The sequence below is a fragment of the Roseibium sp. genome, from assembly GCF_048261595.1.
Lineage (GTDB): Bacteria > Pseudomonadota > Alphaproteobacteria > Rhizobiales > Stappiaceae > Roseibium.
This window is the reverse complement of sequence record NZ_JBLXFW010000001.1, coordinates 1,253,172-1,269,490: the sequence shown is the minus strand read 5'-3', so window position 1 is coordinate 1,269,490 and position 16,319 is coordinate 1,253,172. Positions and strand designations below refer to the sequence as shown.

Annotated in this window: 15 protein-coding genes; 1 reads left to right on the top strand and 14 read right to left on the bottom strand. The window is 62.8% G+C overall.

Going from position 1 to position 16,319, the window contains the following annotated elements; translation table 11 throughout:
- Positions 1-120: 120 nt before the first annotated feature.
- A complete protein-coding gene (gene yghX / locus ACN0SY_RS05710) occupies positions 121-1,026 on the top strand; it encodes a YghX family hydrolase (RefSeq protein WP_417685240.1) in 906 nt (301 codons plus the stop codon).
- A gap of 18 nt (positions 1,027-1,044) precedes the next feature.
- On the opposite strand, the gene ACN0SY_RS05705 is transcribed toward yghX, so the two are convergent.
- The 14 genes from ACN0SY_RS05705 to dxs form a co-directional block, all read right to left on the bottom strand.
- The gene (locus tag ACN0SY_RS05705; RefSeq protein ID WP_417685238.1) at positions 1,045-2,838 is read right to left on the bottom strand and encodes a TRAP transporter permease; all 1,794 of its coding nucleotides are present in this window, start codon (positions 2,836-2,838) and stop codon (positions 1,045-1,047) included.
- 101 nt (positions 2,839-2,939) lie between these two features.
- Positions 2,940-3,899 (bottom strand): TAXI family TRAP transporter solute-binding subunit, encoded by a 960-nt coding sequence (locus ACN0SY_RS05700; protein ID WP_417685236.1) that lies wholly within the window; start codon positions 3,897-3,899, stop codon positions 2,940-2,942.
- A gap of 179 nt (positions 3,900-4,078) precedes the next feature.
- Positions 4,079-4,642: a hypothetical protein gene (locus tag ACN0SY_RS05695; RefSeq protein WP_417685234.1), complete on the bottom strand. Its 564-nt coding sequence runs from the start codon at positions 4,640-4,642 to the stop codon at positions 4,079-4,081.
- 103 nt (positions 4,643-4,745) lie between these two features.
- The gene (locus ACN0SY_RS05690) at positions 4,746-5,951 is read right to left on the bottom strand and encodes a multidrug effflux MFS transporter (RefSeq protein ID WP_417685233.1); all 1,206 of its coding nucleotides are present in this window, start codon (positions 5,949-5,951) and stop codon (positions 4,746-4,748) included.
- Positions 5,952-6,133: 182 nt separating this feature from the next.
- Positions 6,134-7,453 carry a 3,4-dihydroxy-2-butanone-4-phosphate synthase gene (ribB, locus tag ACN0SY_RS05685; RefSeq protein WP_417685231.1) on the bottom strand — a complete coding sequence of 440 codons (1,320 nt, stop codon included), beginning with the start codon at positions 7,451-7,453 and terminating at the stop codon, positions 6,134-6,136.
- Between the two features lie 66 nt (positions 7,454-7,519).
- Positions 7,520-8,650, bottom strand: coding sequence for a class I SAM-dependent methyltransferase (locus tag ACN0SY_RS05680; protein WP_417685229.1), 1,131 nt, complete (start codon positions 8,648-8,650; stop codon positions 7,520-7,522).
- 3 nt (positions 8,651-8,653) lie between these two features.
- Entirely contained in the window at positions 8,654-9,886 is a 1,233-nt protein-coding gene (locus ACN0SY_RS05675; protein WP_417685227.1) for a class I SAM-dependent RNA methyltransferase, read from the bottom strand.
- Positions 9,887-9,976: 90 nt separating this feature from the next.
- Positions 9,977-10,717, bottom strand: coding sequence for a TlyA family RNA methyltransferase (locus ACN0SY_RS05670; protein WP_417685225.1), 741 nt, complete (start codon positions 10,715-10,717; stop codon positions 9,977-9,979).
- Between the two features lie 45 nt (positions 10,718-10,762).
- Entirely contained in the window at positions 10,763-10,924 is a 162-nt protein-coding gene (locus ACN0SY_RS05665; RefSeq protein WP_417685223.1) for a hypothetical protein, read from the bottom strand.
- Between the two features lie 25 nt (positions 10,925-10,949).
- Positions 10,950-11,576: an SCO family protein gene (locus ACN0SY_RS05660; protein WP_417685221.1), complete on the bottom strand. Its 627-nt coding sequence runs from the start codon at positions 11,574-11,576 to the stop codon at positions 10,950-10,952.
- A gap of 8 nt (positions 11,577-11,584) precedes the next feature.
- Positions 11,585-12,079, bottom strand: coding sequence for a copper chaperone PCu(A)C (locus ACN0SY_RS05655; protein ID WP_417685220.1), 495 nt, complete (start codon positions 12,077-12,079; stop codon positions 11,585-11,587).
- Between the two features lie 56 nt (positions 12,080-12,135).
- The gene (locus ACN0SY_RS05650) at positions 12,136-12,534 is read right to left on the bottom strand and encodes a hypothetical protein (RefSeq protein WP_417685219.1); all 399 of its coding nucleotides are present in this window, start codon (positions 12,532-12,534) and stop codon (positions 12,136-12,138) included.
- 55 nt (positions 12,535-12,589) lie between these two features.
- The gene (locus ACN0SY_RS05645) at positions 12,590-13,978 is read right to left on the bottom strand and encodes an MFS transporter (protein ID WP_417685217.1); all 1,389 of its coding nucleotides are present in this window, start codon (positions 13,976-13,978) and stop codon (positions 12,590-12,592) included.
- Positions 13,979-14,180: 202 nt separating this feature from the next.
- Positions 14,181-16,100, bottom strand: a complete 1,920-nt coding sequence (gene dxs, locus ACN0SY_RS05640) for a 1-deoxy-D-xylulose-5-phosphate synthase (RefSeq protein WP_417685215.1) — start codon at positions 16,098-16,100, stop codon at positions 14,181-14,183.
- Between the last annotated feature and the right edge of the window lie 219 nt (positions 16,101-16,319).

Genomic DNA, 16,319 nt, shown 5'->3' with positions numbered 1-16,319 from the left:
CTGACGCCCGTTTCGTTACAGCTCGTTACAAGTTTGCATGCAGCCTCACTGGATTGTTGCACGCCGCCCTCTAGTATCTCCGCCGAGGCATTTTCCAGGCCTCGTTGATGGAGGGTAACGATGAACGAGATGACTCCGGTCCGCCGCAAGACGGCCAAGGACTTTCCGCAAGAACTTCTTGATCTCTACGACTTCTACGCTCACGGCAAGATCAGCCGCCGCGAGTTTCTCGATCGTGCCGGCAAGTTTGCCGTCGGCGGTGTAACGGCTGCGATGCTTTTGAACCAGCTTGCGCCGAACTATGCCCTTGCCCAGCAAGTTCAGCCTGACGATCCGTCCATCGAAACGGCGCGCATCACCTACCCCTCACCGAACGGCCATGGCGAGGTCAACGGCTATCTGGTCAAGCCGGCGGGTGCGACCGGGAAGCTTCCCGCGGTACTCGTCATTCACGAGAACCGGGGCCTGAACCCCTACATTGAGGATGTTGCCCGCCGTATGGCAAAGGCAGGCTTTCTCGCCTTGGCCCCCGACGGCCTGACCTCAGTCGGCGGCTATCCGGGCAATGACGATCAGGGACGCGAGCTGCAGAAGACCGTTGACGGCGAGAAGCTGATGAACGACTTCTTCGCAGCCTTTGAGTTCCTGCTCAAGCATGAAGGTTCGACCGGCAAGGTCGGGGCCGTCGGTTTTTGCTACGGCGGCGGCGTGGTCAATGCGATCGCGGTCGCCTATCCGGAGCTGAGCGCGGGTGTGCCCTTCTACGGCCGCCAGCCCAAGGCCGAAGACGTCGCCTCGATCCAGGCCCCGCTGCTCATTCAGCTCGGCGAGCTGGATGAACGCATCAACGCCGGCTGGCCCGCCTTCGAGGAAGCTCTGAAGGCCAATGGCAAGACCTACGAGGCCTATATCTATGAGCAGGCCAACCACGGCTTCCATAACGACACGACGCCGCGCTACGATGAGAAGATGGCCAGGCTCGCCGAAGAGCGCACCATCGCCTGGTTCAAGAAATACCTCGGCTGACGCTTTCGCTCCTGGCGCCTAGAATGCCAGGCGCAGGAACACCGTGCAAAGGCCGCCCGCCACGAGGGCGGCCTTTTTCATTGCACCACCCTTGCCGATCATGCCGAAGGATAGCAGGCCGAGCCCCAGTCCGACCTGTGCGAAGGCAACAAGTGCCGGCAGCGGCTCGCTGGCGAGCGACAGCAGCGCGGGATTGGCGATCATGCCGAGTGGGATGATGTAGAGGCCGATCCCGAGAGCCATGGCCGTGCCCGCGACCTTCAGCCAGTTCTCCCCGATCATGCCGGACGCGATGAAGACCGCGCCGCAGACAGGCGGCGTGATGGTCGACAGAAGCGCGAACCAGAAGACGAAGAGATGCGCCTGCAGGGGCGCAAGGCCCAGCTGGGTCAGGGCAGGTCCTGCCACCGATACGCAGATGACATAGGCTGCCGTCGTTGGAACCTCCATGCCCAGGATGAGGCAGGCAAGTGCCGTGAGAAGCAGCGACGGCCAGAGCATCCCGCCGGAGGCGGACAGGATCAGCGACGTGATCTTGACCCCAAGGCCGGTGATCGACAGCACCCCGATGATCAGCGACGCGCACAGGATGATCGCGGCGATCATCGATACCTGACGTGCGGCCGTGATGAGAGCCTCTTCGATCCGCAAGACGGTTGCCTTGAGGTCGAAGCCCAGCCGGGCGTTGGTGAAGAGAAGGATGAAGCCTGCGACGATCGCGAGGCAGGCTGCATATTGTGGCGTGTAGCCTGCACCGAACATGCCCCACAGAAGAACCGTGAAGGGCACCAGGAAAAAGGCGGTCGTGATCAGCGTCGCCCGCGCGTCGGGGCGATCCTTGTCCTCGATTCCCTTCAGGTCCAGCTTGCTGGCATAGGCGTTGATCCCGACCCATACGGCCAGGAAGTAGAGTACGGCGGGAAGAATGGCCGCTGCCATGATCGATGTGTAGGGAACGCCGGTCAGCTCAACCATGACGAAGGCGCCGGCTCCCATCAGGGGCGGCATGATCTGGCCGCCTGACGAGGCAACGGCCTCCACGGCTGCCGCGAGCCGCTTCGGGTATCCGAGCCTTGTCATCGCGGGCAGGGTGATCGCGCCCGTTGAAGCCACGTTGGCGGAAGCCGAACCCGAGATGGATCCGAACAGCGCGGAGGAAATGACCGATACCTTCGCTGCCCCACCGTTCAGGCGGCCGGCAGCGGTCGCAGCCACGTTCATGAAGCCCTGTCCGGCTTCGCCTGCATTGAGGACGGCGCCGAAAATGACGAAGATCGCCACGACCGAGACCGACACGCCGGTCAGGCTTCCCCAAAGGCCGCCCTCCGCCACGGTCAGGGTCCCCAGGAAGCTGGCAAGCGGTGTTCCCGCATGGCCGAACTCGCCGGGAATGTGTTGTCCCAACAGTCCGTAGGCGAGCGCGAGCGCTGCAACAAGCGGCAGGGGCCAGTTGATCGCGCGCCGGGCCGCTTCAAGGGTGGTGATGATAAGGATGGCAGCGACGGCGATCTGGAAATCGCCTTCAAGGAAGCCGTATTGGTCGATCAGGAGATCGGCATTCCAGGCGATCCAGCCGCAGGCTGCAATTCCAAGGGCAGCAAGGACATATCCTGTAACGCGGCTGAACACTCCACCCGCCGTTCCGAAGACGAAGATCCAGGGCAGGGCCAGCGCCATGTGCAACGGGCGGCTGACGAGATTGGGAACCAGGCCTGAGAAGATCAGCGCCAGATGAAAGACGACAAGCACCGCGGCCAGCGCGGCAAGAAATGCGCGGGACAAGGGAGCCGGCTTATGTTCGGGCGAAGTCATGATCTGGCTCATCTGTCAGCGGCGGAGCGGGAAGCTGGGCATTGAAACAAAGACCCCGGGCACGAACATGCCCGGGGTATCATGGCCGGAAATGGTCCGGGTTACTTCTGGGCTTCGGTCAGGGTGAAGCCGATTTCGCTGTAGTAGCGCTGGGCACCTGGATGGATCTTGCCGCTGATGGTCGCCATCAGGGCCTCGTCGACGCCCTTCCACCAGGGAGCATCCTCGCTCATCTTCACCTTGGTTTCCCAAAAGGTCTTGGTCAGCGTGTAGGCCGTGTCCTCATCCATGTCCGTGGTCGTATAGGCGACAACCGGCAGGGACGTGGTGGTGATGTCGGCATCCTGTCCGGCGTAGGTGCCGGCCGGGATCACGAGCTTCGAGCGCTTGGACTGGGTGATCTGGTCGTCGCTCAGGGACAGGACCGTGACGTCGGTGGACGCGGCCGCCTCGATGACGTTCGGAGCCGGATAGGACCCGGCGGTGACGAAGCCGTCGATCTGGCCGTTCTTCAGGGCGGGCACCGCGTTGGACAGTTCGACCTCGGCCAGGGTCACCTTGCCTTCAAGGCCGAAGAGCTTGAGGTACTTTTCACCTTCCGTGGCGCCGAAAGACCCTTTGCCGAGCAGGATCGTCTTGCCTTCCATGCCCGCAAAGTCCGTCACGCCGCTGCTCTTGGACATGACGAAGTGCATGGTCAGGGACGGGATCGGGAAGAGCGCCCGGATCTCATCGAACTTCGGGCTCGACTTGCCCTCGAACATGGCCTTGCCTGCCTGGGCGAGACCGACAAGGGCCGGTGGTGTGGTGAAGACATAGTCGCCACCGCGGGCGCGGGTTTCCATGACGTTCTGGACCGAGCCCTGGCTTTCCTCGACGGTGACGATGATACCGCCGTCGGTACCGGCCTTCATGGCCTCGGCGATCTGGACGCCCATCTGGTAGTAGGACGATCCGGACTTGGCCGACTTGTAAGTGATGCGGGTTTCCGCAGCTGCCGGCAGGGCGACAGCAAGGCCTGCAATGGCTGCGATGCCAAGGCGAAGTGCCGAGGTGAGCATATGTTCCTCCCAATGTGTCTTCAAGAAAGTCTGGCGGGCTCTCGCGTGACCGAGATGTCAGTTATGGGAGGTACGTTGCACCCAAGACCGACGCAGCACAACTGCATTTTCAACCGCAACCGGCCTTGCCAACGCCGTAAATTTTGCTCAGCCGCAGCCAGGCCGCACAGGGCGCAAGGTCAGACCTGGCGATAGGCCCGCAGCCGGGCGAGAATGTGTTCCGGCTTTCCGGCCAGCGTATTGAGTTGGATCGTCAGGTGGTCGGTGCCATCGGCCTGCCGCGATGCCCGCCAGTTGCGGGTCATTGCCGACTTCCAGAGTGGGAACATCTGCTTCTTGTGAACCGCTTCCGCCAGTGGCCGCGTGAGGTCCACCTCCAGCGCCACCAGTTCGATGCTGCGCACTGCGGTGCGCGACAGCTCCATGTGGCGGATGCTGGCCCAGTCGATGAACCCGAGCCGTTCCACGAACAGCCCGTCGTCATTGGCGCCGAGCTGCGGATCCTTCGTATCGATCATTGGATAGTGCCAGAAGGACACTGCCAGCGGCACAATGGAGAGGAAGACCAGCGGCCTCATGTCTCCGAAGAGGCCAAGAACAAGGAACCCGACACCGAAGAGAATTCCGCCGAAGACAAGGGCCTCGCCGGAGCTCTTGATGTAGCCGATTGCGAAAGGTGCCGGGCCTTTCGCTTCCAGATCTGAAAACGGATCAGCGGCGGTGTTCGGATCGGAGTCGCTCATGCAACCTCATGCGGGCTCGTCGTGTCTCGGTCCCGTCCCTTGTTTCAAGTGCTGGCCGATTTGTCAAAACCGGGAGGTAGGGACGGCTGTGTCAGACCTGATCTCAGACCCCGGTGGGGTCCGCCTGGGTCTGCCGCCCGATGCCAAGCAGCTTCATCAGGACGAAGGCGGAAACCGCGCAAAAGGCAATCGTGCCGACCAGCGGTGTTACCGTGCCGTCGAAGAATGGGCCCGATGCCGCGATCATCAGGCCGCCGACCACCATTTGCAGCGTGCCGCCGAGCGACGAGGCAAGGCCCGCGATGTCGCCATGCTGGTCGAGCGCCAGGACCATGGTCGTCGGGATGACGAGGCCGAGGCAGGCGTTGCCCATGAACAGGAACCCCATCACGACGGTGAGAGTGCCGAAGCCGGCAAGGGTAAGGGTCAGCAGCATCAGTTCGACCAGCGCGAAGCCGATGACCGCGAGAACCACCACCCGTGTCATGCCGAAGCGGCGGCCAAGCTGGGCGGCGATCTGAGAGGATGCGAAGAAACCGATGGCATTGACGGCAAAGGCGAGGCTGAAGCCGGTCAGCGACAGGCCGAAATGCCCTGTGTAGACGAACGAGGCATTGGCAATGAAGACGAAGAAGCTGGCCATGCCGCAACCGCCGATCAGGGTCAGGCCCATGAAGGTCGGGTCGCGCAGCAGGACCTTCAGCCCATGCGCCATGTTGCGCGGGTTGACGCGCACCCGGTGCTCCTGACTGAGCGTTTCCGGTAAGGCGAAGCCGGTCAGCAGCATCGAGACGATCGCAGCGGCGGCCAGGAAGAAGAATATCGAATGCCAGCCGCCGATGGCGATCAGCCCGGTGCCCAGGAGCGGCGCCAGCATCGGAGAGACGCTGATCACCAGCATGACCAGTGCCATCAGCCGGGTTGCCTCGTATCCGGTGAACATGTCGCGAATGATGGCGCGCGGAATGACCATGACCGCAGCCGCGCCCAGCCCTTGCAGGAAACGGGAGGCGATCAGCATCTCGATGGTTTCGGCGAAGGCGCAGCTCAGCGATCCGGCAAGGAACAGCAGCAGTCCGGCAAACAGCGGCAGGCGTCGTCCGACCTGATCCGAGAGCGGACCATAGACCATCTGCGATACGCCGAAACTCAGGAAGAACGCGGTCAGCGTCATCTGCGTTGCTGCGATGCCGGCGTTCAGGTCGGCTTCGATCTGGGGCAGGGCAGGGAGATAGATATCGATGGCAAGCGGGCCGACGGCGGACAAAAGGCCGAGCACCGCTGCAGATCTGAACAATCCGCCGGTCATGATGATTTCCTGAAAAAAAGACGTTTGGAGGCCGAAAGTACCGTGGCCTGAAAACAATCGGTGTGGGCTTTCAGAATAGGCCCAGAAGGGCGCTGGCACAAGATTGCAAAAGCCCCCGGCATTGGAGATGCCGAGGGCTGAAAAAGGGGCGGGAAGATCCGGACGATAAGCCGGATCGGCCTTTAGTGATCGAGGATCTCGGTTGCCTCGATCTTGATGTCGAAGCCTTCGAGGCCGACGTAGTGGCGCTCGCGCGAGGCCAGAAGCCGGATCGAGGTAACGCCGAGGTCCTTCAGGATCTGCGCGCCGAGACCGATCTCGCGCCACTGTTCCTGCCGGTTCTGCGCCGAGCCGTGTTCTTCGGTCTCCGCCGCTTCCAGATCGGTACGCGGGCGCTTGGACTGGCGGGCGACGCCAACCGAGCCTTCGCGCAGGTAGACGACGACGCCGCGGCCTCGCTCTGCGAAGAGCTTCATGGTCGCATCCAGCGGCTGGGTCTGGCCGAAGACATCGTCCAGAACCGATTCCAGCTGCAGGCGCACCGGCACGTTCCGGCCGTCGAGGATATCGCCATAGACCACGGCGACATGGTGCATCGGGTCATAGGGCGTTGCGTAGGTCATGGCATAGGCCGGACCGGCGATGGTGTCGATCGGCTGTTCGTTGATCCGCTCGATCAGGCGCTCGGTGCGCTGGCGCCAGGCGATCAGGTCGGCGACGGAAACCATCTTCAGGCCGTGTTCGGCGGCGAATGCGGCGACTTCCTCGCCGCGCTTGACCGTGCCGTTGTCGTTGACCAGTTCGCTGATCACGCCGACTTCCTCAAGCCCCGCCAGACGGCAGAGGTCCACGGCGGCTTCCGTATGACCGGAGCGCATCAGGACGCCGCCTTCCTTGGCGACCAGCGGGAAGATGTGGCCCGGACGCACGAAGTCGTCGGCACCGGCATTCGGGTTTGCAAGTCCGCGCACGGTGGAGCAGCGCTCTTCCGCCGAAATGCCCGTGGTCAGTCCGTGACGGTAATCGACTGAGATGGTGAAGGCGGTGGCGAGCGGTGCGTCGTTCTGCGAGACCATGGGGTCCAGGCGCAGGCGGCGGGCCGCCTCGACGGTCATCGGCGCACAGACGATGCCTGAGGTGTGGCGGACGATGAAGGCCATCTGCTCGGGCGTGACCTTGGAGGCGGCGACGATCAGATCGCCTTCGTTCTCGCGATCATCGTCATCGGTGACGACCACGACTTCACCGCGCTCGAATGCGCGAATGGCTTCTGCGACACGTGCCTGGGACACAGGATGCTCCTTGGTGGTGGACAGACCTAGAAAATCATTGGGCGTGACGGCACCACCGGTGGCTTCCGCGATCTTGCGGGCCATGTCGCGCGATACCCAGACGTTGGGGTCGTTGCACAGGGCGGTGACGGAGGCAGCAGACAGATTTGCCCGGCGCGCGAATGCGCTCCGGCTCTCGCCATTCTCCTGAAGCCAATGATCGAGTCTCATGAAGCCCATGTAGACCCGATGGGGACGCGAGACAAGGTCAAATTTCAGTATTACTGAAAAGGTAGCTCAACCCAACGTGTAGGCCGCGACCCGGGACACGAAGGCCGGGGTGAAATAGCTCCGGGTCATGCCGGCTTTCGCAAAGAGCCCCTCGAGGTCTTCCGTCAGATAGGACGTGTAATAGGGCTCGTGGAAGAGCTGCGGGAACAGGGACAGGAGGCCGTCGTAGTCCGAAACATCACCGCTCTGCAGGCTGTCGACAAAGAGGAAGCTGCCTCCGGGCTTCAGGACCCGGGCCGCTTCCGCGATCACTTGGCGCCGCACTTTTGGCGGCAGCTCGTGGAACAGGAACACACAGGACAGGACGTCGAGGCTGTTGTCGGCAAAGGGCAGGCGCTCGGCCATGGCGTTGACGAAGCTGGCGCGGCGGCAGTCGATCCTTTCGCGTGCGACCGACAGATAAGGCTCGGACAGGTCCACGCCGATGCCTTTCAGTCGCGGAAAGGCGGCCAGGGCCGGGGCGAGCAGGCCGCCCGTGCCGCAGGCAAGATCCGCATAGGCGAGTTTGCGCTGGTCCTTGCGCTTGAGGATCTCGGCGAAGGGAACAAGAGCGCGGCGTCGCATGGCTGCGGTCGCCCCGGAGAACAGCACGTCGACCTGGAAGTCGTAGAGCCTTGCACTTTCCTCCGACAGCCAGCCGTCACTCTGGAAATGGAAATTCTGGCGATAGTAGCGCGGCAGTGTGTCGCCGAAGCGGTCGCGGTCCTCGAACACCTCCTGGTGCGCGCCTGTCGCGCGTCTGCGGGCAACTTCCGGGACATCGCGGAAGAAGGCGCGGCTGGTGGCGATCAGTTCGCGAACGCTCATCCTGCCGTCGCGCGGGGCCGGGTAAAGTCCGTCCTCGACCGCCTTCAGATCCGCGGCCAAGAGGGCCGCGATGTCGGCGAGCATCCGCCGCTGGCTCGGCACCGGACCATCGGGAACCGGCTTGGGCGTCTCGGGCAGATCTTTCTGCAGCTGCGCATTCATGCGCCGCATGGCTTCGGAGTGCAGCGTGTAGAGAGCGAGCCGGTTGCCCTGCCGCCAGATGTAATCGGCCCGCCCGGCAAGCTGTCGCAAGGACGGTCGCCGGCGTCTGGTCCTGCCCTCGGAGGCGGGATCTTCGCTTCGGTCCGTCGTGGCGCTTGCCTGTGGCATGGCTCACTCCCGTTTCAAGGTGGCAACGCACTCAATATGGGACGAGAACAGGAACTGGTCCACCGGCGTGACCGATTGCAGCGTGTAGCCGCCGTCGATCAGGATCCTGAGGTCGCGGGCGAGCGTTGCCGGATTGCAGGACACAGCAACGACCGTCTTGACCTTGGAGGCGGCGATCTGTTCGGCCTGGGCCTGTGCACCGGCGCGCGGCGGATCGAACACCACCGCGTCATAGCCTTCCATTTCCGCCTTGATCAGCGGGCGGCGAAATAGGTCGCGGCGTTCGTGGGTGACCTTCTTGAGGCCCTTGGGCACGCGCAAGGCCTGATCGAGCGACTGTATGGCAGCCGCGTCGCCTTCGACCGCATGAACCGAAGCGCTGCGGGCGATCCTGAGCGCGAAGGTTCCGATACCGGCGAAAAGATCGGCGACCTTTTTCACCTTGCCGATGCCGTCCAGAACCAGCCTGGACAGCGCCTCTTCGGCCTCCAGCGTTGCCTGGGTGAAACCGGCCGGTGGCGGCACGACCGCAAGACCGCCCATGTCGAGCGCGGGCGGGCGTACCTGGAACAGGGTCTCGCCATTGATCGTGAGCCGCGCCAGATCCTGCTCCACGGCAAGCTGGGTCAGGGACGCAAACCGTGTCTCGTATTTGCGGTCGGCATTGTCGAAGGCGACATCAAGGCCGTTCGTGGTCGACAGGACGTTGACCCTGAGTTCGCCCTTCTTGGGCATCAGCTCCGCGGACAGCTTGCGCAGGCCGGGCAGGGCAGACACGATTTCGGGAACCAGCACGGGGCACTCGGCGATGTTGACGAGCCGGTGGCTGGCCTTTTCATGGTAGCCGAGAAGGACGTGGCGTCCGGCACGCACAGCCGTCAGCACGGCGCGGCGGCGGCTTCCGGGCTTGCTGGCGATGACGGGATGAACGGTGGTCTCGATGCCCCGGTCGGCAAGAGCCTTCACCACCATCTGGCGTTTCCATTCCAGATAGGGCGTCTCGGCCAGATGTTGAACCGTGCAGCCGCCGCAGGCTTCGAAGTGCCGGCAGATCGGCTCGATGCGGTCGGGGCTGGCGGTGACGATCGTCACGTCCTGCGCACGGCCCCTGTCGACCTGCGCCAGAACCTCTTCGCCCGGAAGCGCAGCCGGCACGAAGACCTGGCCATCATCGGTGAAAGCTATGCCATCTCCCCGGTGGCCGAGCTCGGAAATCTTAAGTCGCGTCTCACTCATGGCAGTGCGATAGCCTCGATGGGGTTTGACCGCAAGCAATTGACGCAAGGATTGCGCCTAATCCTGTCGAAAGGGTTTCCCGAACGGCGATCAGCCGTCCTTGCGGCCCAGCAGCAGCCATTCGGCATTGCCATCGCCGCCCTTGACCGGCGAGGGCACAAGGTCTCCCGCGCTCCAGCCCGGGATGCTGTCCAGCCAATCCTTGAGGCCGCCAGCCGTTGCCTCGGCGATCTCCGGATCCACCAGACCGCCCTTGCCGATGTTGTCGCGGCCCGCCTCGAACTGCGGCTTGACCAGGAACACTCCAACCGCGCCGGGTGCTGCAAGGTCGAGCGCAGGCGGCAGGGCCAGCTTCAGCGATATGAAGCTGACGTCCGAGACAAGCACCTGCGGGTGATCGCCGTTTAGATCCTCAACGGTCAGCTCGCGGGCATTGAGGCCATCGCGGCGATAGACGCGCGGATCGTTGGAAAGGGTCTCGTGCAGCTGGTCATGTCCGACGTCGATGGCATGCACCTTTGCGGCGCCGCGCTCCAGCAGGACCTGTGTGAAGCCGCCGGTCGACGCGCCGATGTCGAGGCAGGTCTTGCCGGAGACATCAATGCCATAGGCGTCGAGCCCTGCGATCAGCTTCAGCGCAGCGCGGGAAACATAGGCAGCGGCCGGATCGGCAACCTCGATCTTCGCGTCGTCCGCGACCTTCTGCGCCGGTTTCAGGCAGGGCGCACCGTTGACACTGACCGTTCCGCGCAGGATCGCATCGCGGGCCCGTGCGCGGCTTGGGAAAAGACAGATGTCGACGAGGTGCTGGTCGAGGCGTTGCTTGCTCATGATCCGCCTCTTATCCGAGCCGGCCGGTTCTGAAAAGCGGCCGGATCAGACACAGCCGGCGATGCCGGCTGCAATCTTGTCGAAATAGATCCGCTCGCCGAAGCGAAGCCAGAGCAGGACCGACAGCGAAAGCACCAAGAGCCCGCCGAGGGCGACGCCCGCGACGAGAAGGTTTGAAACCGGTTGCTGTTGCGTATCGGCGTCCAATGCCCTGTCTTTCCTTGCGTTGGCCTCAGCTCGATGCCGGTGCCTTTTCGATCAGCCGCTTCAGCTTCTTCAGGGCGCTTTCCTCGGCCTCGCCGTAAGCGATGGTTCCGACGAACCTGTTGTCCGCGTCCATCAAGTAGACGGCAGCGGAATGGTCCATCGTGTAGCCGCCATCGTCAAGCGGTACCTTCTTGGAATAGACCCGGTAGGCCTTCAGCATGGCGTCGACCTGGTCGCGCGAACCCGTCAGCGGGACGATCCGCTCGTCGAAGGCGGCCACGTAGTCGCGCATGACGTCCGGAGTGTCGCGCTCCGGATCGACGGAAACGAAGGCATAGTTCAGTTTGCCTGCATCTTCGCCCAGCGACATGATCCAGCCCTGCATTTCCGACAGGGTTGTCGGACAGACGTCAGGGCAGAAGGTGAAGCCGAAGAGATAGATGGACGGCTTGCCGGTCATGTCTTTGTCGGTGACGACCTCGCCGTTGCCGTTGGTCAGCTCGAAGGGGCCGCCAATTGCGCTCAGAGGCTCGATCAGCGAGCCGCCGTTGTCGTTGCTTGTCATCTGCAGCGAGACGATGACGCCCGCAGCGATGGCAAGGGCGGCAACTGCCGCCCATGCTCCGTATCGAATGAGTTTGAGAGCAGACATTTCCGTCCTCAGTTCTTGCCGTGTTGGTGCATCTGGCCGTGGGCCATGCCCTTGGCGCCGATTTTCTCGACCTTGAGGTCGATTTCAACCTCGCCGGCCTTTTCGAACGTCAGCGTCACCGGGACGGTTTCGCCTTCCTTGAACGGGCCGTTGAGTGCCATGAACATGATGTGGAGACCGCCTGGCTGCAGGGCAACCGTCTGGCCGGCGGGGACCTCGATGCCGTTTTCCAGCTGGCGCATCTTCATGACGCCGTCGTTCACCGCCATCTCGTGCAGTTCGACGCGGCCTGCGGCAGGCGAGCTTGCCGCAACAAGGCGGTCGTCTTCAGAGCCGGAATTGGTGATTTCGGCAAAGCCGCCGCCTGCCATCGCCTTTGGAGGCGTCGCGCGGGTCCAGGTCTTGGAGACCGTGATGTCGCCCTTCGCGACGTCGGATGCGAAGGAGCTGGAAGCGACAAGGCTCATCATGGCCGCGGCGGCCAGGGTCTTCAGAAGTTTCATTGGTACATTGATCCTGTTGTATTCGATCAGCCGGTCTGTCCGGCCGTGGGTATGCGTCAGGTCAATGTGCGCGGCGGGGCCCTTATCGGACCGGTTGTCTTGAGCCAGGAATAGCGGATCTGGCTGTCATCCGCTGTGCCGATGATAGCGTTGGGCGCAAGACCGGAGACCGGAAGATCTTCGACGGGCCACGTGCCCAATGCGGGGCCGACGTGATGGCACGCCGGGCCGCAGATGCAATGCGCGGGATCGTGCTGGCCGCCGCGCGGGATCGACTGGCCTTCCTCGACAGAGGGCTGGCACAGGATGCCGAGACCTTCTCCGGCCACTCCAGGCGTGACCGACAGGCCGACCATGATGACGGTGACCCGCAGGACAAGCGCCAGCATTGCCAGGAGCGCCAGCGGATGGCGTTCGTGGCGCAGAATGCCGAAAAGGGTCGGGCGCGAAGTCATGGCCGGAATATGGTGGCAAACGGCTGCAAGGTCGAGGGATCTTTTGCCACAGGGATCAATCGCCGGATTTGCCATCCGGAGCCGCGGGTTGTTCTTCCGCAGCCTCGCTGCCGGAACCGTCGCTCTGGACGACTTCCTCCGTCACCACGGCCACCTCCGGATTGTAGATCTCGTCCTCATAGGCCGGGAATTCTTCCGGCGGGATGACGTTGGGCGCATCGACATCGAGAGGCTCGGGAGAAATGACCGTACCGACCTGCGCGGTTGCCGCATATTCGAAGTCCATCTTGTCTTCCTGCGAGATCGCTGCGCGAGCAAACACGCGCGTCACCAGGAAGGCGACCAGGAGGACATTGACGACGGTTACAAGGTAATAGAGGCCGGAGGGGCCTGCCGGTCCCATAAGCACCGACGCGATGAAGGGGCCGACGACAGAGCCGATGCCGAAGGCCAGAAGCAGGCCCGAGGAGGTCTCGACGAAATCTTCCGGGTCGGCATAGTCGAAGGCGTGGGAGACGGCGATCGCGTAGCCGGGCTGCGAACAGATCCCCACCAGCAGGGCGAAGGCGACGGCGGGTCCGAAATCCTGCGGCGCGAGAATGGCGATGACCAGGGAAACGACGGCGGTGCTGCTGGCAAGCATCATCATCACGAGGCGGCGGTCGATCCGGTCGGACAGGCGCCCGACTGGCCATTGCGAAAGAACCCCGCCTGCAATGACGGCGGCTGCATAGAAGGCGGACTCATTGGTGCTCAGGCCGATGGCCGAGCCATAGAGCGGGGTGAGCGACCAGAGCGCACCGTTCGCGACGCCGATGAGGAGAGCGCCGACGAGCGCTGCAGGGGAGTTCTGGTAGAGCTTGATCGGGCGAAAGCGGACCAGGGTGATCGGAGCGGGCTGGTTGGCGGTGGTCAGCGCAACGGGGATGACCGCAAGGCTTACCGTGACCGAGGCGACCGCGAACGGAATGAAGGAGTTGATGTCCATTGCCGAAATCGAAACCTGGCCGACCATCAGGAAGGCGAACAGGACCACGACGTAGATGGACATCACAGCGCCGCGCGTTTCGTTGGTGGCGCTTTCGTTCAGCCAGCTCTCCACGATCATGTAGAAGCCGGCGAGGCAGAAGCCGGAAATCGCGCGGATGACGAACCAGGAAATAGGGTCGGTCATGATCGGGTGGAGGATCGCCGCGGCAGACATGAGCGAAACAAGCGCGGCGAAGGCGCGTATGTGCCCTGCGCGCATGATCACATGCGGTGATCCGAGGCAGCCCAGCACCATGCCGATGTAATAGGCCGATGAGATGGCACCGATCGCCAGATTGCTGAAATTCGCCTGTTCGGCCACCAGCGGCAGCAGGGTCGACTGCAAGCCGTGTCCAAGAACCAGGAAGGCGACTGAGATTAGCAGGGCCGATACGGAGGCCAGCATCTGTGCCATCGAGCACCTCGGCAGCATGGGTGGAAAGAAAAAGCGCCGGAAACGACCGGCGCCTGTCTTGCTCAAAAATCACCTTTTCCAGTCCGGGCAGGCGATGTCAATTGTCTAACCTTGCCAGGTTGTGCAGATCCCCATGCCTCCAGCACATGACTGTCGCATATGAGCGCGTAGATGTCGCACCTGAGAGGAGGGGTAAAAGGTGTCAGGCGCGCTGGACGCCGGTAACGCCATCCGAGCCGAGAGCCTGGAATACCTGCTTCATGATGCCATCGCAGGTCAGATTGGCCTGCTGGTACATGACGTCCGGCTTGTCCTGGTCCTGGTAAATGTCAGGCAGGGTCATCGTGCGCACCTTCAGGCCGTTGTCCAGAAGGCCAAGCTCTGCCAGCTTGCTCAACACATGGCTGCCGAAGCCGCCGATAGAGCCTTCCTCGACCGTGATCAGGACCTCATGCTCGCGGGCAAGCCGTGTCAGGAGATCTGTGTCCAGCGGCTTGGCGAAGCGTGCGTCCGCGACCGTGGTGGACAGGCCGGCGGCGTCCAGTTCATCGGCTGCCTGCAGGCATTCGGCCATTCGGCCACCAAACGAGAGCAGGGCGATCTTGGTGCCCTCGCGCCGGATCTTGCCCTTGCCGATTTCGAGGATCGAGCCGCGTTCGGGGAGTTCCAGCCCAACGCCTTCTCCGCGCGGATAACGGAACGAGATCGGGCCTTCGTCATAGGCTACAGCGGTCGCCACCATGTGCCGCAGCTCCACCTCGTCGGCTGCTGCCATCACCACAAAGCCGGGAAGGCAGGCAAGGTAGGCGGTGTCGAAAGCACCTGCGTGTGTCGCGCCATCGGCGCCCACGAGACCGGCCCTGTCGATCGGGAAACGCACCGGCAGACCCTGGATCGCGACGTCATGCACCACCTGGTCATAGGCGCGCTGCAGGAAAGTCGAATAGATCGCGGTGAAGGGCTTGTAGCCTTCCGTTGCCAGACCGGCCGCGAAGGTCACTGCGTGCTGTTCGGCAATGCCGACATCGAAGGTGCGCGTCGGATAGGCTTCCTGAAACAGGTCGATGCCCGTTCCGTCCGGCATGGCGGCGGTGATGGCAACGACCTTGTCGTCATCCTGGGCTTCGCGCACGAGCGACGTGGCGAAGACATTCGTGTAGCTTGGGGCGTTTGCCTTCGGTTTGGCCTGCTTGCCCGTGACAACGTCGAACTTGGCGACGCCGTGATACTTGTCCTTGGCGCCTTCCGCCGGCGCGTATCCCTTGCCCTTCTGGGTGACAGCATGGATCAGGACCGGTCCGTGATGGGTATCGCGGACGTTCTTCAGGATCGGCAGCAGGTGGTCGAGATTGTGACCGTCGACCGGGCCGACATAATAGAAGCCGAGCTCTTCGAACAAGGTGCCGCCGGTCCAGAAGCCCCGGGCGAATTCCTCGGCGCGCGCCGCCTTTTCCTGCAAGGGCTTGGGGAGGTTCTTGGCGATGTTCTTGGCTGCATCGCGCAATGACTGATAGGTCGGGCCCGACACCAGCTTGGCCAGATAGGCGGACATTGCGCCAACCGGTGGCGCAATGGACATGTCGTTGTCATTGAGGATGACGATCAGGCGCGAGCCCAGATGTCCGGCATTGTTCATGGCTTCATAGGCCATGCCGGCGGACATGGCACCATCGCCGATCACCGCAATGACATTGTTGTCGCGTCCGGCAAGGTCACGGCCGACCGCCATGCCCAGACCCGCCGATATCGACGTCGACGAATGCGCCGCACCGAACGGATCGTAGACGCTTTCCGAGCGCTTGGTGAAGCCGGACAGGCCGTTGCCCTGGCGCAGGGTACGGATGCGATCACGCCGCTCGGTCAGGATCTTGTGCGGGTAGCACTGGTGCCCGACATCCCAGATCAGCCGGTCGTCCGGAGTGTTGAAGACATAATGCAACGCGACCGTCAGCTCGACCACGCCGAGGCCGGCACCAAGATGACCGCCCGTAACGGAAACCGCGTCGATCATCTCCGCGCGCAGTTCGTCGGCGACCTGCCTCAGATCCTGCTCCTCGAACATGCGAAGATCGGCCGGAGCATTGATCCGGTCGAGAAGAGGGGTGGACGGCTTGGAAGTCACGCGGAAATCAGCTCCAGTGATCACATGGTTTGGCGGGCAGGCTTACACCAAGCAGAGGTAGGGTGCAAATGCAGGAATTAAACCACCCGGGGCTGGTCTGAAATCCCGGAAGTTAATGAAATATGAAGGGAAAACATTGTCAAAAATAACGAAATTCAGCCGAATTACCATATCAGTCACCCATTTGGGTGATGCATTTAAACTGCAAGTGGAATAAAT